The sequence below is a fragment of the Aromatoleum sp. genome, from assembly GCF_032027225.1.
GTDB lineage: Bacteria > Pseudomonadota > Gammaproteobacteria > Burkholderiales > Rhodocyclaceae > Aromatoleum.
On the sequence record NZ_JAVSMM010000028.1, the window covers coordinates 16,499 to 37,821 of the forward strand.

Sequence of the window (21,323 nt, forward strand, 5' to 3'; positions counted from 1 at the left end):
CCCCGGTGCGCCCCCGCCCTTAACGGATGGCCGAAGAATCCAGCCACAAGCAGTTCCCCTTCGTCGCCTTCGCGATGTCGCCGAGCACGCGATCGTGCTCCGCGAGCTCGTCGGCGCTTGGCCGCAGCACCTTCAGCGGCGGCCGTTCGAACAGCGCGCCGCCCGCTTCCGCGCTGCCCGGCGCGGGTTCTTCGAGGGCGATGATCAGGCTCTCCTGCCCGCGCGTCATCGCGAGGTAGACCTCGGCGAGCAGCTCCGCGTCGAGCAGCGCGCCGTGCAGCGTCCGCGACGCGTTGTCGATTTCGTGACGGTCGCACAGCGCGTCGAGTGAAGCCTTCTTGCCCGGGTTCTGCTCCTTCGCCATCTTCAGCGTGTCGACGACGTTGCCGCACAGCCCGTCGAGCGGGGCGCGGCCGAGCAGCGAAAGCTCGTGGTTCAGGAAGCCGACGTCGAAGCTCGCGTTGTGGATGATCAGCTCGGCGTCGCGCACGAAGTCGGCGAAATCGTCGGCGACGTCACGGAACTTCGGTTTGTCGGCGAGGAACTCCTCGGTGATCCCGTGCACCGCGATCGCCTCGGCGTCGATGCCGCGTTCGGGATTGATATAGACGTGGAAATGACGCCCCGTCAGGTTGCGGTTCAGCAATTCGACGCAGCCGATCTCGATGACGCGGTCGCCGTTGCGCCAGTCGAGGCCGGTGGTTTCGGTGTCGAGAACGATCTGTCTCATCTGCTTTCCTCAATGTTGCCGCTGCGCCGGGATCGACTTACCGACGCAGCGCGTGAAGTAGGAACGGCGTGGCGACACGCCTCGTCTTCCGGGCCCGCGTCGCGTCCGATTCGCGCCTGCGTGCCCGACGGACCCAATTCGTGTTCGTATTCATTTTCCGACTGTCGTCAGCCGCGCAGCCTGCGACCGCCCCAGCCGTATCCGCCGCATGTCTGGCTGCGCTTCGAATTCGGTCAGCCTTCGACAGCGGCGCCGCGTTTGCGCACGGCCTCGACGCCCCGCCGCGCGAGTTCGTCGGCTCGCTCGTTTTCGGCGTGACCGGCGTGCCCCTTGACCCAGACCCAATCGACCTTGTGCCGGCTCGCGGCCTCGTCGAGCGCGCGCCACAGGTCCTCGTTTTTCACCGGCGTCTTCGCTGCGGTCTTCCAGCCGCGCGCCTTCCAGCCGTGGATCCACTCGGAAATGCCTTTCTGCACGTACTGGCTGTCGGTATGGACCCGCGCGACGACCGGTCGCTTGAGGAGTTCGAGTGCGCGGATCACCGCGAGCAGCTCCATGCGGTTGTTCGTCGTCTGCGGCTCGCCGCCCCAGATTTCCTTTTCGTGCTCGCCCGCGCGCAGGATGGCACCCCAGCCGCCCGGCCCGGGATTTCCGCTGCACGCACCGTCGGTGAAGATGTCGATCTTTTCCGTCATTTCGTTTTCTGTACTCCGCCCGGCACCTGCCGCCGCCGCTGCGCGACCGGTGAGAGCCGTTTTGCCGTGGCGCGACGATCGCGCCAGTTCGGGGTGATCAGGCGCATTCCCTGCACCCGCTTGATGCCTTGCAGCATGTAGGTGCCGCCGAAGTACGGCCACCAGCGGTCGCCCGCCTTGTCCATGAAGCGCCAACGTTCCAACCATTTTGCCGTCGTCACCGCCGGCGCGTAGCAGCCGAAGCTGCCCGATTGCGTTTCGAAGCCGAGCAGCGCGAGCCAGTCCTTCGTGCGCCGCACCGACAGATACTGACCCCGCCACGGAAACGTTCCGCCGCGGCGCGCGAGAAGGCGGCGCAGCCCCCACAGGCTCAGCGGATTGAAGCCGCTGATGACGACGCTGCCTTCGGGCACCAGCACGCGCTCGACTTCACGCAGCACCTGGTGCGGATTGCGCGAAAACTCGAGCACGTGCGGCAGAAGCACGAGATCGAGGCTCGTGCTCGCAAACGGCAATGCGTCGGCGTTCGCGACGACGGCGACGTCGCCGAACGCCGCACAGCGAAACCGGTACGGCATGCGGTTTCCGTGCAGGAACTCGCATTCCGGCAAGCCGATCTGAACCGCGTTGTAGCCGAAGATGTCGGCTACCATGACGTCGAACTTGGCCTGCTCCCATTGCAACAGGTATTGTCCCTGCGGGGTTTCAAGCCAGTCGGACAGACTGAGGATGGACATGAACGATCAGTACTCGAATTTCCGCGGGTTCGCGATTATCCCTCTTCCCGCATTCCGGGATAACTATCTGTGGCTGCTGCGCCGGGGCGATGACGCGGCCGTCGTCGACCCCGGCGATGCCGCGGTCGTCGAGGACTACCTCGCGCAACATGGCCTCGAACTGCGCGCGATCCTGCTCACGCATCACCACCCGGACCACATCGGCGGCGTCGCCGAACTCGTCGCGCATCGGAACATCCCGGTGTACGGCCCCGCCGCGGCCGGCATTCACGAAACGAACCGCCCCGTCGCCGAAGGTGACGAAGTCGTCCTCGAACAGCTCGGCATCCGCTTTCACGTGCTCGAAGTGCCCGGCCACACCGCGACGCACGTCGCCTACTTCGCGCCCGGCATCCTGTTTCCGGGCGACACGCTGTTCAGCGCCGGCTGCGGCCGGCTCCTCGGCGGCACCGCGGCCCAGCTCCACCACTCCCTCGGTCGCCTCGCGGCGCTTCCCGGAGAGACGGCAGTGTACTGCACCCACGAATACACGCTCGCCAATCTCGCCTTCGCGCACGCCGCCGAACCGGAGAACAGGGAGCGGGACGCCTGGGAAGCCGAATGTCGCGCGCTGCGGGACGCGGGGCGCCCGACGCTGCCGAGCACGATCGAACGCGAAAGGCGCATCAACCCGTTCCTGCGAACGACGGAGACTGCAATCGTCGGAACGGCGGCGGCACATTCGGGCAAGCGGCCGGAGACGAGCGAGGAATGCTTTGCGGCGCTCCGGGCGTGGAAGGACGTGTTTTGAGCTGCTGATCCGCGCTTTCGGCCGCGGAGTTCGAATCGCACAGTTCGTAGCCGAAGCTTGTAGCCGAGACGGCGAGCTGCCGAAGGCTCCCCGGTCCGGTTCGGAACGGCCCGAAGACCCTCAGGGGTTCGCTTCGACTGCCGTTCGCGCGACAGCCACCCGGTTCCGGCCGGTGCGCTTCGCCTCGTAGAGCGACTCGTCGGCCGATTTCAATAAACGGCCGAAACCGCCCTCGTCCCCACGGTCCGCCTGGACCGTCGCCGCGCCCACACTGACCGTCACGACTCGGGCGGCGCTCGAGAATCGATGGGTGATCGCGAGCGACTCGACTGCTTCGCGCATCGACTCGGCGACGATGCGGGCTCCGTCTTCGGCGGTGTCCGGCAGCACGACGACGAACTCCTCGCCTCCATAGCGCGCGACGAAATCGGCCGGGCGACGCGTTGCGCCTTCCATCGCCCGCGCGACCGCCTTGAGACATTCGTCGCCGACCTGGTGGCCGTATGCGTCGTTGAACTGCTTGAAGCAATCGACATCGATGACGAGCAGCGAAATCGGCGACCGGGCGCGCGCCGCCCGCCGCCATTCCCGCAGCAGCGTCGCGTCGAACGCGCGCCGGTTCGCGACTCCGGTCAACCCGTCGACCGAGGACAGGCGGGTCAGCTCGCGGTTGGCGTCGTCGAGCTTGCGCGTCAGCACGAGCAGCGAGCAGCGCATCTGCGCAATCCGCTGCATCGCGCAGATCTTCGCCTTCAGCACGGCGGGGGATACCGGCTTCGCGAGGTAGTCGTCGCCACCGACCGCGATGCCGCGCTCGAGATCGTCGTCGCCGGTCTTCGCGGACAGGAAGATGATCGGCGTCCATTCGCCGTCCTTTTCGAGCTGCCGGATCCGCCGCGCCGCTTCGAAGCCGTCGATGCCGGGCATGATCACGTCGAGCAGCACGAGGTCGGGGCGCACCTTCTTGAACGCCTCGATCCCTGCGCAACCATCACGCGCGTGCACCCATTCGAGCCCCATCTTGTCGAGCAACTGACAGACGACCGTCGCGCTCGTGACGGTGTCTTCGATCAGCAGAACCTTCATCCACGTCCCCGGGTGCAGAAAACGATAGCGCGCCATGCTACCAACTTCATGGTATATGCGGCGAAAAACCACACTGCATGGATGGTTTGAGGCGAAGATTGGCGCAGGAGGCGTGAATGTGGAAATTGCCGTTTGACGCTCCCCGCCCCCTCCCCTAGAGTCCACGTCTTTTCACCTTTCCGGCGCCGGCTTCATGGCGATTCCCTTCGCAAGCACTCTGTGTGCGCTGTTTCTGGTCGTGCTGTGCGGCGGCGCGGTCGCATCGCCCGATTCGACGACACTCGCGCTGACCCAGGAGCTCGAAAAGGCGGATCGGCCGAGTCCAGCAATGGCCGTCCAGACGAAGCTCGCACCGCTCCCCGGCCAGTTCGTCGAGCTCCCCAATGCGACGCCGCGCGTGCTCACGCTCGATCTCACGCGGGACGCGAACGACATCTGGGACCGAATCCGGCGCGGCTTCGGCATGCCGGACCTCGATACGCCGCTGGTCGCCGATCAGCAGCTTTTCTATCTGAACCGGCCGGCGTTCCTGAAAAAGGTTTTCGAGCGCGGCGGGCGCTATCTCTGGCACATCGTCGACGAGCTCGAACGCCGCGGGATGCCGACCGAGCTCGCGCTGCTGCCGATGGTCGAAAGCAGCTACAACCCGATGGCCTATTCCCGCGCGCACGCGTCGGGCCTGTGGCAGTTCATCCCGTCGACCGGCCGCAGCTACAACCTCACGCAGGACAGCTGGGTCGACGAGCGGCGCGACGTGATCGCATCGACCGCAGCTGCGCTCGACTACCTGCAGTCGATCTACGACATGCATGGCGACTGGCATCTCGCGCTCGCGTCGTACAACTGGGGCGAAAACGCAGTCGGTCGCGCGATCCAGCGCAACCTCGATGAAGGTCTGCCCGGGGAATACAGCCAGTTGCGGATGCCCGAGGAGACGCGCAACTACGTCCCGAAGTTGCAGGCGCTGAAGAACATCGTCGCGCAGCCGGAGCTCTTCCACATCGAACTGCCGTACGTCCCGAACAGCCGCCATTTCGTCTCGATCGAGACGCCCGCGGGCATCGATCTCGCGACTGCCGCCCGCATGGCGGATATGCCGCTCGACGAGTTCATCGCGCTGAATCCGAGCTACAAGCGCCCCGCAATCGCCGAAGAGAGCACGCTGATCGTCCCCGTCGACCGCGCGGAGAGGTTCCAGCTGCGCCTGGCCGAGCATCAACAGAACGGAAAGCTGTGGCGAACGCACGAACTTCAACGCGGCGAAACGCTCGCCTCGGTCGCGCAGACCTACGGCTTGTCGCTGACGCAGCTCTACGCGCTGAACGGGTTGAACGCAGGTACTCGTGTCGGTGCCGGCTACGCGCTCCTCGTGCCTGACGGGGTGGACCCGGGTGACGCACTCGACGCGGTGCGCCTGATCCCGCAGCGACCGGAAGGGACCGGCCTCTCCGTGACCGCCCGCGGGCTCGACAAGCCCGTGCTGAAGGTCGACACGAAGACAAAGGGGCGCACGAAGCTCGCGACGGAAACCAGGGGCTCGAAAAAGCCGGCCACGAAAGGCGCCGCGAAAGCGGGAAGCAAGGCAGACCGGAAAGTGGCAGCGGCGTCTTCGTCGAAGAAGAATGCCGCGCCTGCAAAGGCCACGCCCGGGAAGCCCGCCGCGAAAAAGAAGGCCGCCGACCGCAAGCGGTGAGAGATGTTGCCGGCTGAGCGCTGGAATCAACGCTCCCGGCTTATCGGAACATCGGCCCCGGAGCGCTCACCGTGGCCAATGACAGCGGACCACCTGCCCGCCGCCCCGCGGGGTTTCACCCGGATACTGCTTGCGACAGATATCGGTCGCGTACGGACATCGCGGATGGAAATGACAGCCGGCGGGCGGCGCGAGCGGGGACGGCAGGTCGTATCCGACTGACGACTCCGGCCGCCCGTCCGTCTCGGTGTCGATCCGCGGCACCGCATCGAGGAGCGCCCGGGTATAGGGATGCGCCGGTGCGGCGAGCACGCGTTCGACCGGGCCGCGTTCGACGATCCGGCCGAGGTACATCACCGCGACATCGTGCGCGAGCCAGCTGACGACACCGAGGTTGTGCGTGATGAAGAGATACGCGAGACCGAATTCGGCCTGCAGTTCGCGCATCAGGTTGAGGATTTGCGCCTGCACCGACACGTCGAGCGCACTCGTCGGCTCGTCGCAGACGATCAGCCGCGGCGACACGGCGAGCGCGCGCGCGATCGCGATGCGCTGGCGCTGACCGCCCGAGAACTCGTGCGGGTAACGGAACTTCATCGCCGGAACGAGACCGACCCGGGCCAGCAGATTGTCGATGTGGCGTGAGCGGGCTTCGCGCTCGGGTTCGACTCCCAGCGCGAGCATCCCTTCCTCGATGATCTCGCCGACGCGCATGCGCGGGTTGAGGGACGCGAACGGGTCCTGGAACACCATCTGGAACGCGCGGCGCAGCGGGCGCAACGCCGCGCGCGACAGGCCGGCGAGCGGCGTGCCGTCGAGGAAGACCTCCCCGCCGGTCGGTGCGATGAGCTGCAGGATCGCCTTCCCGGCCGTCGTTTTGCCGCAGCCCGATTCGCCGACGAGCGCTAGAGTGCGGCCCGCGGCGAGCGTCAGGCTCACGCCATCGACGGCCTTTACGCGCCCGACTTCGCGCTTGAAGAGGCCCTTGCGGACCGGGAAGTGAACCTTCAGGCCGCGCACGTCGAGCAGCACCTGTTCGGCGTGTCGTCCCGAGACCGCGAACGGCTCGGCTGCGAGCCCCGCCGAGGGCAGATTCCTGCGGCCTTCGGCATAGAGATGGCAGCGCACCGCTTGATCGTCGATGTGCTCCCAGCCGGGAGATTCCCGCCGGCAAAGGTCGAATGCATCCGGGCAGCGGTCGGCGAAGCGGCAGCCGACAAATTCGCGGTCGAGTGCCGGCACGTTTCCGCCGAGCGCCATCAGCGGACGGCCGCGCTGCGCGTCGGTCGGCAGCGCGGCGAAGAGCTTGCGCGAATACGGATGCAGTGGGTGGCGGAAGAAATCGGTGCGTGCGGCGGTTTCGACCAGCTCGCCGGCGTACATCACTCCGACCCGATGCGCCATCCGCGCGACGACGCCGAGGTCGTGCGTGATCAGCAGCATGCCCATTCCGCGCTCGGCCTGCAGTCGTGCGAGGAGGTCGAGCACTTGCGCTTGGATCGTCACGTCGAGCGCCGTGGTCGGTTCGTCGGCGATCAGAAGTTCGGGGTCGCCGGCGAGCGCGATCGCGATCATCACGCGCTGCTTCATGCCGCCCGAGAACTGGAACGGATAGTCGTCGAGGCGTCGTTCGGCATCGGGAATGCCGACCGCCTCGAGCAGGCGGCGGGCTTCCGCGCGTGCCTGCACGCCCCCGAGCCCGCGATGTCGCGCGAGCACTTCGCCGATCTGGTTCATCACCGTCATGACCGGATTGAGGCTCGTCGACGGCTCCTGAAAGATCATCGCGATCTGTCCGCCGCGCACCTCCCGCATCCCCGCTTCGGTCTCCGCGAGCAGATCGCGCCCGGCAAAGCGCACCGCGCCCGTCTCGATCCGCCCGCCGTCGGGCAGCAGGCGCACCAGCGCGAGGGCGGTCATCGACTTGCCGCAGCCGGACTCCCCGAGCAGCGCGAAGGTTTCACCGCGGGCGATCGAGAATCCGATGCCGTCCACCGGCCGCAGCATCGTTTCCCCGCGGCCGATGGCAACGCGCAGGCCGCTCGCCTCCAGCAGCGGCTCGTGCGCCCGGGGCGGCACGCCGATCGGGCTGGCGGTTTTCTCGATTGTTTCGGTCATCGGGTTCGGGTCGGACGGGAGATGGAAAAAGGGCCGCTTTCGCGGCCCCCTTTGTTCGGGATCGTCCGTTCAGTGATGGTGTCCGCCCGCCCCATGCACGTGCCCGTGCGACAACTCCTCGGCGGTCGCCGGGCGCACCTCGGCGACGGTGACGTCGAACACGAGCGCGGTGCCCGCCAGCGGGTGATTGCCGTCGACGACGACCTTGCCCTCGGCGATGTCGGTGATGCGGTAGATCATTTCCTCTTCACCGTCGTCACCGACGCGCTCGAAGGACATGCCGACCTCGATGTTCTCGGGGAACTGGCTGACCTCCTCGACCAGCACGAGCTCTTCGTCGTAGTCGCCGAAAGCGTCTTCGGGTTGCAGCTTGACCTTCAGCTGGTCGCCGACCTTCTTGCCATGCAACGCCTCTTCCAGCGCGGGGAAGATGCCGTCGTATCCGCCGTGGAGGTAGACGAGCGGCTGCTGGCCGTCGTCGATCATGTTGCCGTCCGGATCGACGACGGTGTAGTTAAGCGTTACCACGCTGTTCTTGACGATTTCCATTGAGACTCTCTTTTTGCAGTTTCCTGACCAGTTCGAAGACCCCCGCCGCGTGGCCGCGGGGAGCTACGTTGTGGAACGTGTGGCGGATGATTCCGTCCTTGTCGATGACGAAGGTCGTCCGCGCCACGCCCATCTTTCTTACACCATCGACTTCCCGTGGCTGCCACACATGGTAGAGACGGCAAACCTCCGTCTCGACGTCCGACAGCAGGCGCACGGACAGTCCATGCTCATCGCGAAATTCGGCGTGGGTCAGGCAATCATCGGGACTGACGCCGACCACGACACAGTCGTGGCGGGCGAAGTCGTCTTCGTGATCGCTGAAGTCGGCCGCCTGAAGCGTGCATCCCGGCGTGTTGTCGCGCGGATAGAAATAAAGGACCACATGGTGCCTCCCGCGTTCCGCAGCGAGGTCGAAAGCTTCCATGTCGGCATCCGGCAACGAGAACGAGGGCGCGCTATCACCTATCTGCAACATGTGATCTCCCTGAGCTGCGGACGATTCTAGCGGAGACCCGGGCCGAACTCTACCGGTTATCGGACGGGAATCGGCGCCACGGAAACCGTCCGCTACTGCGGCGCTTGCGTCGATATCACTGCCTTAAGGCATAGACCAGCAGGGGGCCGGGCTCAAGGCGAAGTAGGTCGTGCGCTCGCGAGGGTATGTGGCGTCACGCATCCGGTGCCGCGCGATCTCCAGGCCCCAGCAAGTATTTCTTGCAGCGGGACGATAACTGTTCAAAAATACAGTCAACCTGGAGACGCCGATGAGCACCCGTGACCACAGCCTCACCCCTCGTCAAACCGAGATCCTGGACTTCATCCGCCAGACCGTGGAGACCGAAGGGCGACCTCCCACCCGCGCCGAAGTGTGCACCGCGTTCGGTTTCCGTTCGCCGAACGCTGCCGAAAGCCATCTGCGTGCGCTCGCCGCCAAAGGCGCGATCCTGCTCGAGGAAGGCCGTGCGCGCGGCATTCGCCTGGTCGAGGGCCTCGGATTGCCGCTGATCGGCCGCGTCGCCGCGGGAAGCCCGATCCTCGCGGTCGAGCATGTCGAGGCCCGGCACCAGATCGATCCCGCGCTGTTCTCGCCACGAGCCGACTACCTCCTGCGGGTGCGCGGCTTGAGCATGCGCGACGCCGGCATCCTCGACGGCGACCTGCTCGCCGTGCATCGCAGTCCCGAAGCGCGCCCCGGCCAGATCGTCGTCGCCCGCGTCGAGGACGAAGTCACCGTGAAAACCTTTACCCGCAAAGGGCCGATCGTCAGCCTGCTGCCGGCGAACCCCGATTTCGAGCCGATCGTCGTCGATACCCGCAATCAGCCGCTCGTGATCGAAGGCGTCGCGGTCGGGCTCGTGCGCAATGGCTCGCTGTGACGATTCCCCGCGACGAATCCCGCACTGAATCCTTTTGCACGACAAGCGTCGATGTCCGCCTCCGCTCTCGCTACTCTCGCTGCACTGCCGCCCGGCCTCGTCTGGCAGGCCGACCGGCTCGCGCGCCCGGCCGAAGCGGGAATGCCGACCGGTTTTGCGGCGCTCGATGCGCAGCTGCCCGGCGGGGGCTGGCCACGCGGAGCCTTGATCGAACTGCTCGGTGACGCTCCCGGCATCGGCGAACTCGGTCTGCTGCTGCCGATGCTGCGGGCGGCTACGGCGGCGGCCGAACGCTGGATCGCATGGATCGCGCCCCCGCATCTGCCGTACGCGCCGGCGCTCGCCGCGGCCGGCATCCCGCTCGAACGACTGCTGCTGCTGACGCCCGACGATCACGCCGAAACCCTGTGGGCGATCCGCCAGGCGCTCGCCTCGGGGGGTTGCGAGGTCGTGCTGGCCTGGCTCGCGCGGGCGGATACGGCCGCACTGCGCCGTCTGCAACTCGCGGCCGAAGAGAGCGCGACACCGCTGTTCCTGTTCCGCCCGGCGGCGGCGGCCATCCAGTCGTCGCCGGCGAGCTTGCGTTTACGACTGGTCCCCACGACCGATGCGCTGACGCTCGATATCCTGAAACGGCGCGGCCCGGCGCTTGCCGCCCCGATCCGGCTGACGATCCCGGATCGCCCGACACCTCCGAGCCGCGCGCTCGATCCGACTCACGATGCTCTGGTTTGCGCTGACCCTCCCCGATTTGCCGTTGCAGGTATTCACGCGAGGCGTGGATGATCCGGGCACGCTGGCGGTGGTCGAGCATCATCCCCGCGCCCGCATCGTGGCTGCGACGGCTGAAGCGCTCGTCCGCGGCGTCGAACCCGGTCGCAGCGTGGCCGGTGCACTGGCAGTAGCGCCGCAACTGCAGTTGCGGGACCGCGATTTCGTGCTCGAGGCGGCGACCCTCGACGAGTGCGCGACGTGGGCCGGGCAATTCACGCCTTGCGTGAGCCTTGATCCGCCGGACACGATCCTGCTCGAAACGAGCGCGAGCCTGCGTCTCTTCGGTGGTCTCGACGCGCTCGCCCGACGCATCGCCGAAGCGCTGATTCCGCTCGGCCTGGATGCGAGCATCGCCGCCGCACCCACACCGCTCGCGGCCCGCTGGCTCGCGCGGACCTCTGCCGGAAAACTGATGCGCGCATCGAAAGGATGGGCGCGCAGTCTCGACGCGCTGCCGGTCGATCTCCTTGCCGATGGCGGGACGGTGTCGACGCCGACGCTCGAACTGCTGCGCGACATCGGGGTGCGCCGAATCGGGGATGTCGTCCGTTTGCCGCGCGATGGCCTCGCGCGACGACAGGCCACCGCAGTGATCGACACCCTGGCGCGAGCACGCGGAGAACAGCCCGACCCGCGCCCCTGGTTCATCCCCGCGGAACGTTTCGAGTCGCGGATCGTGCTGCCCGCGAGTGTCGAGCGCACGGAACCGCTGCTTTTCGCCGCGGGCCGGCTGTTCTCGGGCTTGACTGCGTGGCTTGCCGCACGCCACGCCGCGCTCGACCGCTGCCGCCTGTACCTCGAACACGAGGACGTGCCGGAGACCCTGCTCGAGATCGTCACCGGGCGCCCCGGACGCGACGAGGCACGCCTCGCCCTGCTCGCGCGCGAGCATCTCGCTGCGCTGACGCTGCCCGCGCCGGTCGAGGCGCTGCGCCTGTCCGCGGAGGCCCCCGCGACGCTCCCCGCCCGCACGCCGGATCTGTTCGGCGACCCCGAAACCGCGCGCGACAGCGCGACGCTGCTGCTCGACCGCCTGCGGGCGCGACTCGGCCCGGACGCGGTGCGCACCGTGCTTCCGGTCGCCGAGCATCGACCGGAACGGGCATGGCGCCCGGCCGAACCCGGCTCGCGCCCTGCCCGCGGCGCCTCCGGCTCCGGCCCCCGCCCGCTATGGCTGATGGACGAACCCCGGGCACTCGGCTCGATGCGCGCCTTCACGCTGCTGAGCGGACCGGAACGCATCGAATCGGGCTGGTGGGACGGCGACGACGTGCGCCGCGACTATTACGTCGCGCGCGCGCCGGATGCCGTGCTGTGCTGGGTGTTCGAGCGCCTCGATCCTCCCGGCGGGTGGTATGTGCATGGTTTTTTTGGCTAAACTCCGCGTTCCCCGGGCGGCCGAAACCTCCCGGTCGACGTCCCTTCCCTCCCCCAGCCTCCTGTCCCCGTGAGCCCCCCCGACTCTCCGCTCGTCATCGCCCGTCGCCTGGTTCATCACGCCTGGCCGGTGCTCGTCGCGCAATTGCTGTCGATGAGCATGATGATCGCCGACACCATCATTGCCGGCCGCTACGGCACGCTCGATCTCGCTGCGGTCGCCGTCGGCAACGGCATCTATGTGTCCGTCGTGATGCTGCTGGTCGGCGTGTTGCAGGCGGTCGCCCCGACGGTCGCGCATCATTTCGGCGCCGGCCATCACGATGCGATCGGGCCTGCACTGCAGCAAGGCTTCTGGCTCGCGTTGATGCTCGCGTTGCCGGGTATCGCGCTGCTCGCGTTTCCCGACTTCCTGCTCGCGCTCAGCAGCGTGCCCGACGATGTCGGGGCGAAGACGCGCGGCTATCTGCTCGCGACCGCGACCGGCCTGCCGGCGGTGCTGCTGTACCGGACTTTCTACGCGTTCAACAACGCGCTCGGGCGCCCGCGGGCGCTGATGGTGATCAGCTTCGTCACGACGACGATCCACATCCCGCTGTCGTGGGCGCTCGTCAACGGACACCTCGGGCCCGCGCCGCTCGGCGTGATCGGCTGCGGCGTCTCCACGGCCGTCATCAACTGGATCGCGCTGGGCTGCGGCACGCTCTACCTCGCCCGCAACCCCGCGTATCGCCGCTATCGCCTGTTCACGCATTGGCAATTCCCGCACCGGAAAGAGCTTTTCTCGCTGCTCAAGCTCGGCGTGCCGATGGGGCTGTCGACCTTCATCGAAGTCTCGTCCTTCACGCTGATCGCGCTGTTCGCCGCCCGCCTCGGCGCCGAATCGGTCGCCGGCCATCGCGTGGTCGCGAACCTCGCGGCGCTCGTCTACATGCTGCCGCTCGCGATGTCGATCGCGATCCTCGTGCTCGTCGGCCACGCGGCCGGCGCACGGGACTGGCGCCGCGCGCAGGCGACGGTGCGCGTCGGAATGATCTTGACCACCACTGTCGTCTCGCTCGTCGGTGCGACGCTGTGGCTCGCGCGCGAACCCATCGTCGGCCTCTTCTCGGAGGACGTCGCGGTCCGTGCGGTCGCGCTCGGACTGATCCTCTACATCTGCGTCTATCAGATCTTCGACGCGATCCAGACCGTCGCCGCGCATGCGCTGCGCGGCTACAAGGTCACGTTCCTGCCGATGCTGCTGCACGCGCTGTGCTTCTGGGGAATCGGCCTCGGCGGCGGCTACTGGATGGCCTTCCACGCCGGCTCGCGCGCGGCAGCGCCGACCGTCGCCGGGTTCTGGGAAGCCGGCGTGGCGTCGACGATCGCCGCTTCGCTGCTGTTCGGTTACCTGTTGCTACTCGTGATACGGCGTCAACGCGAGGCCGCGTCCGTCGTGCTGTAGCCCCGGCTCGTTCCGGCCCCCGAAGGCCGCGGCCGAGCTTGCGCCCAGGTGCGCACCGCGAGTCCCATTAGGGACAGCTCGAGAAACGGGCATGCCGAGAAGCCCACGCGGGCGCCGGGTCTTTCAGGCTCCGAGCCAGCCTTTTTGCAGCGCCCGCGCCGCAGCCGACCGTTTCGTGCTCACCGCGAGCTTGACGGTGTCCGCCGGCGCCGCTGCGAGTTCGACGTCGAACCGCATCAGCTCGTCGCGGCGAAACGCGTGGACCTCGATCCGGTCACCCGCCTTTCTGCGCGCGAGCTGCGCATCGATCGACGCCGCCGTGACCTTGAGGCCGTCGAACGCGAGGATCACGTCGCCGGCCGACAACCCGGCAGTTTGCGCGGGCCCGCCGTCGAACACGCTCGCGATCTTCACGTCGCCGCCCCCGGGCGCCAGCTTCACGCCCAGCACCGGACCCTTGACGATCGCCTCGGCGCGGTACTCGATGCCGAACGGCTTCAGCAGATCGGCGAGCCGCAGGTCGTCGGTGCCCTCGACCGCGCTCCGCAGCCAGCGCGCGAGCCGGTGCCCCGTCCCTTTCCGTGCACCTTCGCCGACCTCCTCGACGACCGCGAACAGGCCGTCCTCCTCGACACCGCGTCCGGTCTGTCCGTGCCGCTGCCACAACAGCCGCATCACGTCGTCGAGGCTCGCGGCGCCACGGCTCGCAGCGCGCAGTTGCAAGTCGAGCGCGAGCGCGATCAGCGAGCCCTTCGCGTAATAGCTGACGATCGCGTTCGGCGCGTTCTCGTCCTGGCGGTAATACTTGATCCATGCGTCGAACGAGGAGTCGGCGACGCTCTGCTTCAGCCGCCCGCTCCCGCGCAGCACGCCGGAGACCGCCTTGCCGAGCAGCCCGAGGTAATCCTCGATCGTGATCACGCCCGAGCGCACGAGTGCGAGGTCGTCGTAGTACGACGTGAAACCTTCGAAAGCCCACAAGAGCCGCGTGTAGTTCTCGTTCGAGAAGTCGTATGGCGCGAAGGCCGCAGGCTTGATGCGCTTGACGTTCCAGGTGTGGAAATACTCGTGGCTGCACAAGCCGAGGAAGGTCCGGTAAGCGTCGGTCGGATCCGTCATGCCGACGTGCGGCAGGTCGCCGCGGCTCGCCAGGAGCGCGGTGGACGCGCGATGCTCGAGTCCGCCGTAGCCGTCGCCGACGATCATCGCGAGGAACAGGTATCGCTCGACCGGCGCCGGCGTGCCGAAGAGCCGGATCTGCCAGTCGCAGATCCGCGCGAGGTCCGCGCACAGCCGCTCGATGTCGCAGTCGTGACGACCGGTGAGCGCGATCTCGTGCGGGACGCCGGCAGCGTCGAACACCGCGTGCGTGAAGCATCCCATTTCAACCGGATGATCGACGAGCTCGTCGTAGTTCGCCGCGCGGTGGAGCCCGAACGCCAACGGAGCAGCGGCGCCGGCTTCGCCCGTCGCCGAGGGCAGCGTCGTCGCGACTTTCCACTCGCGCATCGCGGCGCCTTCCGGCGGACGGATGTCGACCAAGCAGGTGCGGTCGGTCTTGCCCTCGACCGCAAGGAACACGCTCGTGCCGTTGAAAAACCCGTGCGTCGTATCCAGATGCGCCGCGCGCACCGACAGGTCCCACGCATACACCTCGTAGCGCAGCGTCAGCGGACTCCCCGCGGGAAGCCTTGCCGCCTGCCAGGTGTGCTTGTCGAGTTTCGCGACCTTTACCGGCTCCCCCCGGGAGTCCGCGCGCAGCGTGACGATGTTGCGTGCGAACTCGCGGATCATGTAGCTCCCCGGAATCCATGCCGGCAGGCGGAAGATTTGCCCGGCGGGATCGGGATCGGCGACCTCGCACGTCACTTCGAAAAGATGCGCTTCGGGCCGGGCGGGGACGATCGTGTAGCGGATAGGCGGGAAATCGGTCATCGACGAATGGCGGCGGGTTGGAGGGACCTGCGATTCTAGCCCCCGCGGCACTGTTGCGCCGATGCCTCTTTTTTGTGCAGATGCAACATGTCCTTTCGGCTCAAGCCTCTGCGACGCATCCCCACAAGTTGTCCACAGCCCTGCCCACGGCGCGTGGGGATAAGGCGGACGCGCCTGGGCCGGGGTGAGTGAAAAGAAAATGGCGGTGCGGGGGCGGGTCAGCGCACCACTTGCCGCGCGAAAAACTGGTCCAGCCGGTTCGCGAAGACTTGCCGGTCCGAGTGGCTCAGCGCCGCCGGGCCTCCCGTCTGCACGCCGCTCGCCCGCAAGGTGTCGTTGAAGTCACGCAGGTTCAGCAACTCGCGGATGTTCTCGGTCGAGTAGAAGTCGCCGCGCGGATTGAGTGCGTGGGCGCCGCATCCGATCACTTCGGCGGCGAGGGGGATGTCGGCGGTCACGACGAGGTCGCCCGCGGCGAGGCGCCGGACGATCTCGTTGTCCGCGACGTCGAAGCCGGGCGGCACCTGCAGCGCCTTGATCCACTGCGAGCGCGGCGGAAACAGCGGCTGGTTCGCGACGAGCGTCAGCATGACGCCGAGCCGCTCGGCCGCGCGATAGAGAATCTCCTTAATCACCTTCGGGCAGGCGTCGGCGTCGACCCAGATCTGCATCGTTCAAGTCTCCCTGACATTTCTTGGGGTTATCCCCGGTGGGCGGGGAGGAAGGCGGCGTGCCGGCCGGTTGCGATATCCCTAGATAGCAAGAAGGTCTCTGTGCGGCAAGAAGCAATCGGAGTCCTCGCGGCGTCGAGCGGCGGACACGCAGCCGGGACTACGAGCGGCCATCGAATCGCTATACTGTACATATGTATAGTTTTTCACGTTTTCCCCCCTCCGCGTCCGGCTATGCCGAACTCCACTGCCTGACGAACTTCAGCTTCCAGCGCGGGGCTTCGCATCCGGAAGAACTGGTTATCCGGGCGGCTGAGCTCGGGTACGACGCGATTGCGATCACCGACGAATGCTCGTTCGCAGGGGTCGTGCGTGCGCACCAGGAAATCCGTCGGCTTTCGCTGCCTTTGAAACTGATCATCGGCAGCGAGATCCGGCTCGCCGATGGCCCGCGGGTGGCATTGCTCGCGACCGATCGCGACGCTTACGGACGACTCGCGCGACTCATCAGCGTCGGCCGGCGCGCCGCCGAAAAAGGCGAGTACCGTCTGACCCGGGCCGATCTCGATCGAGGCGTGCCCGGCTGCCTCGCTCTGCTGGTGCCGCCCGACGACGGTCCGCTCGACGCCGCCGCCCTGGTCGCCGATGCGCGCTGGCTCGGCGAACGTTTTCCGGATCGGGCCTGGCTTGCGGTGGCGCTCGCCTGCGGCCCGAACGATGCCGCGCGGCTCGCGCAGTTGCAGTCGATCGCCGTCGAAGCCGGACTGCAACCAGTGGCGGCCACCGGCGTGCTGATGCACGATGTGGCTCGGCGCCCGCTCGCCGACGTCCTCACCGCCACCCGGCTGCATCTGACAGTGGCCGAATCGGGCCGCGCGCTCGCGCCGAATTCGGAACGCTGCCTGCACGCACGAGAGGCGCTCGCGGCGCGTTATCCGCCTGCGTTGCTCGCCGAAACGCTCGTCATTGCGGCGCAATGTTGCTTCCAACTCGACGAATTGCGCTACGAATACCCGGCCGAACTCGTGCCCGACGGAGAAACCCCGGCGACCTGGCTGCGTCGGCTGGTCGAAGACGGCCTGCGTTGGCGTTACGGACAGGCGCAAGGGGATCCCGCGACGCCTCGGGTCCGGACGCAGGTCGAACACGAACTCGCGCTGATCGCCGAACTCGGCTTCGAAGCCTATTTCCTGACCGTCCACGACATCGTCCGCTTCGCCCGCAGCCAGGGCATCCTGTGCCAAGGGCGCGGCTCGGCGGCGAACTCGATCGTGTGCTGGGCGCTCGGCATCACCGAAGTCGATCCCGAACTCGGAATCATGCTCGTCGAGCGCTTCATCTCGAAGGAGCGCAACGAGCCGCCGGACATCGACGTCGATTTCGAGCACGAGCGGCGCGAGGAAGTCATCCAGTACGTGTATCGGAAATACGGGCGGGAACGTGCGGCGCTTGCCGCGACGGTGATCCGCTACCGCGCCCGCAGCGCGCTGCGCGACGTCGGCCGCGCGCTCGGCTTTCCGCCCGGGCAGATCGAACGGCTCACCCGCGATCATTTCTGGTTCGACGGTCGCCACATCCTGCCCGACCGCCTGCGCGAGGCGGGACTCGATCCGGCCAGCCCGACGGTGCAGCGCCTCGCCGCGCTCACCGAAGAGCTGGTCGGCTTTCCGCGCCACCTGTCGCAGCACGTCGGTGGTTTCGTCATCGCCCGCGGTCGGCTCGACGAGCTCGTCCCGGTCGAGAACGCAGCGATGCCCGAGCGCACCGTGATCCAGTGGGACAAGGACGACCTCGACACGCTCGGGCTGCTGAAGATCGACGTGCTCGCGCTCGGCATGCTGTCCGCGCTGCGCCGCAGCCTCGCGATGGTGTCCGCGTGGCGTGGCCGGCCTCTCACGCTCGCCGACATCCCGCGCGAAGACGCCAGGGTCTACAGGATGCTGTCGAACGCCGATTCGGTCGGCGTCTTCCAGATCGAATCGCGCGCGCAGATGACGATGCTGCCGCGTCTCAAGCCGGCCCGTTTCTACGATCTGGTCGTGCAGGTCGCGATCGTCCGTCCGGGGCCGATCCAGGGCGGGATGGTCCATCCCTACCTCGAAGCCCGTGCACGGATTGCACGCAAGGAGCAGATCGAGTATCCGCAGCCGGAGTTCCGGAGGGCGGCTCCCGGTGCGATCGATGCCGTTGATGTTGCTGATGTTGCTGATGCCAGCGATGACACTCGCGTCTCCAATTCCGCTCGTGCCTCCGAGGCTGTCGGAGCCACCGTCGAGCTGGCCGAAATATCTGGCGTCGCAGATAAGGCGGCGGGTGTCGCTACTGCTCCGACGGTCGTTGAAGCGGGTGCGGCCGTTGCGACCACTGCTGTCCCAAGGGACCTACCGGAAGCCGAGAACCGTAGTCGCAGCCACAAAGGCGACGGTTCGCCCCGCGCTCCGGTCGTCGCGGCCGCCTCGGCTCCGGCAGCATCGGATGCCGGGGACGAGTCTGCGAAGAAGTCCGACGCCGCGGGCGTGCGCCAAGTGCTCGAACGCACGCTCGGCGTACCGATCTTCCAGGAGCAGGTCATGCAACTCGCCGTCGTTGCCGCCGGTTTCAGTCCCGGCGAGGCAGACCAGTTGCGCCGGGCGATGGGCGCATTCCGGCGTCACGGCGAACTCGAGCGCTACCGCGCGCAGTTGCTGACGGGCATGACCGCTCGCGGTTATCGCGCCGAATTTGCCGAGCAGTTGTGCAACCAGATCGAAGGCTTCGGCAGTTACGGCTTTCCGGAATCGCACGCGGCGAGCTTCGCGCTGCTCGTGTATTTCTCGGCCTGGCTGAAATGCTTCGAACCGGCGGCCTTCCTGTGCGGCCTGCTCAACAGCCAGCCGATGGGCTTCTACTCGCCGTCCCCGTTGATCCAGGATGCGCGGCGTCATGCGGTCACGATCCGTGCGGCAGACGTCACGGCGAGCGAATGGGACTGCACGCTGGAAGGGGTCCGCGACCTGGAAGTGGACTGCACGGGGGAAACTGACTGCATGCGGAAAACGGACTCCATCCTGGAAACGGATCTCAGTCGGGAAACGGGCTGCATTCGGAAGGCGGACTGCAGCTTGAGAACGGACGGGGCTTTGGAAACGGAAGGCACTTCGGAAGCGGACCACTCGACGGATACTCCGCTGGACGCGAATCTTCCCCGGTCGGTGCGGGTCTGCGGCAACGCATCCCATGGCAACGGCGATAAGCCCGGGAGTACGGCCTTGTCGAATCCGAGCGCGAGACTGGGGTTGCGCATGGTCAAGGGCTTCAACCGTGAAGCGGCGGAGCGCATCGTTGCGGCACGTGCCGAAAGACCGTTTGTCAGCGTCGACGACCTCGCGCGCCGGGCCGGTCTCGACGCTGCCGAGTTGAAACTGCTCGCGAACGCCGGCGCTCTCGAACGCATCGCGGGGCATCGCCGCCAGGCGTTGTGGCAGGCGGCCGGAGGCCAGCCAGCCCATGGCGTGCTTCGGGAGGCGCCGATCGCCGAAACCGCGGCGAAGCTGGAAGCGCCGACGGAAGCGCAGGAACTGCTCGCCGACTACGCCAAGCTCGGTTTCACGCTCGGGCGCCATCCGCTCGCGCTGCTGCGCGCGAGGCTGGCGGCAATGCGTTTTGTGACGGCAGCGGAGGTCGCAGCATGTGCGGATCGCCAGCTCGCCCGGATCGCCGGCATCGTCACCTGCCGGCAACGACCGGGTACGGCGAAAGGCACGATGTTCGTGACGGTCGAGGACGAAACGGGCCTCGCGAACGTGATCGTCCGCCCCGAGCTCATCGAGCGCCAACGCCGGGAAGTGCTCGGCGCCCGCCTGCTGGGTGTGTTCGGGCAGATCAGCCGGCAGGGAAAGGTCGTGCATCTGCTGGCAAACCGGGTCGTCGACCATTCCGAACTGCTCGGCACGCTCGATGCGCGGAGCAGGAATTTCCACTAGGGATTCTTGCTGCAGATTCCCGGGGATCGCAAAAAGAGGTAATCGGGCGGCCATCCCCTGCCCCCTTCAAAGAACCGTTCCGCTGCGCCCCGGGCAGTCGACTCTTCCGCAGCTTCTTCCAATCCACAGCCGCGGGACCACCGGCCGAACGAGAATTCTCCTACTGCATCTCCTCACCAATCCCTGTCGAAAGCACCTCTGCCGCCGGCGCCGCAGCCACCCGGTTTCGTCCCGCCCTTTTCGCGCGATACAGCGCGGCGTCGGCAAGAGCCAGCAAGCGATCGAGCGTCGCCTCCCCACCGAGTTGAGCGATACCGAGACTCGCGGTGAGCGTGAATGGGCGCCCCTTCTCGTCCTGCAAAACCGTCTCCGCAATGCGCTTTCGCAGCCGCCGGCCCAATTTCCGCGCACCGTCGAGATCCGTGCCGGGAAGGACGATCACGAACTCCTCGCCGCCATACCGCCCGACGATATCGATCTCGCGCACGCAGTCTTCGCAGATCGTCGCCACGGCGCAAATCGCTCGGTCTCCGACCGCATGCCCGTATTCGTCATTCACTCTCTTGAAATGATCGATATCGAGCATGATCAGCGCGAGGGGTAGGCCAAAGCGGTGCGCGCGTCCCCATTCGTGCCGGGCCCGTTCCATCAGGTGCCGCCGGTTGCTGACTCCGGTAAGCGGATCCAGTCGCGCGAGCTGATGCAGGCCTTCCTCCCTGCGCTTGTGCTCGGTCACGTCCTCGCAAACGGCGATGAAACGCGAAATCTGCAAAGACGCGTCGCGCAGTGGCGAGACCGAGACCTTTTCCCAGCACTCGCTCCCGTTCTTGTGCCGACCGAGAATTTCGCCGCGCCACACGTCTCCCGCGACGATCGTTTGCCATAGATCGCGGAAAACCTTGCCACAAGCCCGACGCGCGCCGAGAAGTCGGGGGCTGCGCCCGACCACCTCGACGCGCTCGTACCCCACATTCGCGAGAAATGCGTCGTTCACGTATTCGATCCGCCCGTTGCGGTCGGCGATCAGCATCGCAACGGGCGCCTGATCAATCGCGGCTTTGTACGCCTGCGCCAGCGGGTCGTCGTTCGGAACTGCGCGTACAAAGCCCGACGGTGTGCGAGTCGGCAACGGAGGCTCGGCACGCACGAGCGCGCTTCGCGACAGCGACCCCGCGGCGGCTCCATTTACGTCCCTACTGGCCGGCGTGACGGTCGCAAGTTCTTCCCGATCCCCGAAGCCAGTTTCCGATATCGCGTTCGTCCCCATAGCCGCCGCTGTCTCCGGGTTGCGCAGCAAGGGCCAGACCGCCCAGACGATCACCGTCGTCAGCACGCCCATCAACGACGCGAGAAGGATCAGCAGTCTTCCACCTTCCGCAC

At 67.0% G+C, this 21,323-nt stretch carries 17 protein-coding genes; 7 read left to right on the forward strand and 10 right to left on the reverse strand.

What is annotated here, in order from left to right:
- Positions 1–19: 19 nt before the first annotated feature.
- The 3 genes from dnaQ to ROZ37_RS20810 all read right to left on the reverse strand — a co-directional run bounded on the left by dnaQ (position 20) and on the right by ROZ37_RS20810 (position 2,162).
- Positions 20–730 carry a DNA polymerase III subunit epsilon gene (dnaQ, locus tag ROZ37_RS20800; protein WP_312662528.1) on the reverse strand — a complete coding sequence of 237 codons (711 nt, stop codon included), beginning with the start codon at positions 728–730 and terminating at the stop codon, positions 20–22.
- A 233-nt stretch (positions 731–963) separates the two neighbouring features.
- The gene (rnhA, locus tag ROZ37_RS20805) at positions 964–1,425 is read right to left on the reverse strand and encodes a ribonuclease HI (protein WP_312662530.1); all 462 of its coding nucleotides are present in this window, start codon (positions 1,423–1,425) and stop codon (positions 964–966) included.
- Positions 1,422–2,162 carry a class I SAM-dependent methyltransferase gene (locus ROZ37_RS20810; protein ID WP_312662531.1) on the reverse strand — a complete coding sequence of 247 codons (741 nt, stop codon included), beginning with the start codon at positions 2,160–2,162 and terminating at the stop codon, positions 1,422–1,424. Before ROZ37_RS20810 ends, rnhA begins: the two co-directional genes overlap by 4 nt.
- Between ROZ37_RS20810 and gloB the strand changes: the two genes are divergently transcribed.
- Positions 2,161–2,952: a hydroxyacylglutathione hydrolase gene (gene gloB / locus ROZ37_RS20815; protein ID WP_312662562.1), complete on the forward strand. Its 792-nt coding sequence runs from the start codon at positions 2,161–2,163 to the stop codon at positions 2,950–2,952. The genes ROZ37_RS20810 and gloB overlap by 2 nt on opposite strands.
- Before the next feature lie 120 nt (positions 2,953–3,072).
- On the opposite strand, the gene ROZ37_RS20820 is transcribed toward gloB, so the two are convergent.
- Positions 3,073–4,038 (reverse strand): diguanylate cyclase, encoded by a 966-nt coding sequence (locus ROZ37_RS20820; protein WP_312662533.1) that lies wholly within the window; start codon positions 4,036–4,038, stop codon positions 3,073–3,075.
- 193 nt (positions 4,039–4,231) lie between these two features.
- On the opposite strand from ROZ37_RS20820, the gene ROZ37_RS20825 reads away from it, so the two are divergent.
- Positions 4,232–5,731 carry a transglycosylase SLT domain-containing protein gene (locus tag ROZ37_RS20825; protein WP_312662536.1) on the forward strand — a complete coding sequence of 500 codons (1,500 nt, stop codon included), beginning with the start codon at positions 4,232–4,234 and terminating at the stop codon, positions 5,729–5,731.
- A 66-nt stretch (positions 5,732–5,797) separates the two neighbouring features.
- On the opposite strand, the gene ROZ37_RS20830 is transcribed toward ROZ37_RS20825, so the two are convergent.
- From ROZ37_RS20830 to ROZ37_RS20840, 3 genes are all read right to left on the reverse strand, one after another.
- Positions 5,798–7,849 (reverse strand): dipeptide ABC transporter ATP-binding protein, encoded by a 2,052-nt coding sequence (locus tag ROZ37_RS20830; RefSeq protein WP_312662538.1) that lies wholly within the window; start codon positions 7,847–7,849, stop codon positions 5,798–5,800.
- A 69-nt stretch (positions 7,850–7,918) separates the two neighbouring features.
- Positions 7,919–8,398 (reverse strand): peptidylprolyl isomerase, encoded by a 480-nt coding sequence (locus ROZ37_RS20835; protein WP_312662539.1) that lies wholly within the window; start codon positions 8,396–8,398, stop codon positions 7,919–7,921.
- Positions 8,364–8,876: a peroxiredoxin gene (locus ROZ37_RS20840; RefSeq protein WP_312662540.1), complete on the reverse strand. Its 513-nt coding sequence runs from the start codon at positions 8,874–8,876 to the stop codon at positions 8,364–8,366. Before ROZ37_RS20840 ends, ROZ37_RS20835 begins: the two co-directional genes overlap by 35 nt.
- 289 nt (positions 8,877–9,165) lie before the next feature.
- Between ROZ37_RS20840 and lexA the strand changes: the two genes are divergently transcribed.
- The 4 genes from lexA to ROZ37_RS20860 all read left to right on the forward strand — a co-directional run bounded on the left by lexA (position 9,166) and on the right by ROZ37_RS20860 (position 13,375).
- Complete coding sequence (gene lexA / locus ROZ37_RS20845; RefSeq protein ID WP_312662542.1) at positions 9,166–9,777, forward strand: transcriptional repressor LexA; 612 nt, start codon at positions 9,166–9,168, stop codon at positions 9,775–9,777.
- A 51-nt stretch (positions 9,778–9,828) separates the two neighbouring features.
- A complete protein-coding gene (gene imuA / locus ROZ37_RS20850; protein WP_312662543.1) occupies positions 9,829–10,563 on the forward strand; it encodes a translesion DNA synthesis-associated protein ImuA in 735 nt (244 codons plus the stop codon).
- Positions 10,499–11,929, forward strand: a complete 1,431-nt coding sequence (locus tag ROZ37_RS20855) for a DNA polymerase Y family protein (RefSeq protein WP_312662545.1) — start codon at positions 10,499–10,501, stop codon at positions 11,927–11,929. The genes imuA and ROZ37_RS20855 overlap by 65 nt, the downstream gene beginning before the upstream one ends.
- A gap of 69 nt (positions 11,930–11,998) precedes the next feature.
- Positions 11,999–13,375: an MATE family efflux transporter gene (locus ROZ37_RS20860; RefSeq protein WP_312662547.1), complete on the forward strand. Its 1,377-nt coding sequence runs from the start codon at positions 11,999–12,001 to the stop codon at positions 13,373–13,375.
- A gap of 123 nt (positions 13,376–13,498) precedes the next feature.
- Here ROZ37_RS20860 and ROZ37_RS20865 read toward each other — a convergent pair whose 3' ends face one another.
- Positions 13,499–15,310: a M61 family metallopeptidase gene (locus ROZ37_RS20865; protein WP_312662550.1), complete on the reverse strand. Its 1,812-nt coding sequence runs from the start codon at positions 15,308–15,310 to the stop codon at positions 13,499–13,501.
- 218 nt (positions 15,311–15,528) lie between these two features.
- Positions 15,529–15,981 carry a YaiI/YqxD family protein gene (locus tag ROZ37_RS20870; protein ID WP_312662552.1) on the reverse strand — a complete coding sequence of 151 codons (453 nt, stop codon included), beginning with the start codon at positions 15,979–15,981 and terminating at the stop codon, positions 15,529–15,531.
- A gap of 194 nt (positions 15,982–16,175) precedes the next feature.
- On the opposite strand from ROZ37_RS20870, the gene ROZ37_RS20875 reads away from it, so the two are divergent.
- Positions 16,176–19,943: an error-prone DNA polymerase gene (locus ROZ37_RS20875; RefSeq protein ID WP_312662557.1), complete on the forward strand. Its 3,768-nt coding sequence runs from the start codon at positions 16,176–16,178 to the stop codon at positions 19,941–19,943.
- A 160-nt stretch (positions 19,944–20,103) separates the two neighbouring features.
- Here the strand turns inward: ROZ37_RS20875 and ROZ37_RS20880 are convergent, their stop codons facing one another.
- Entirely contained in the window at positions 20,104–21,282 is a 1,179-nt protein-coding gene (locus ROZ37_RS20880) for a diguanylate cyclase (protein ID WP_312662560.1), read from the reverse strand.
- Positions 21,283–21,323: the final 41 nt, after the last annotated feature.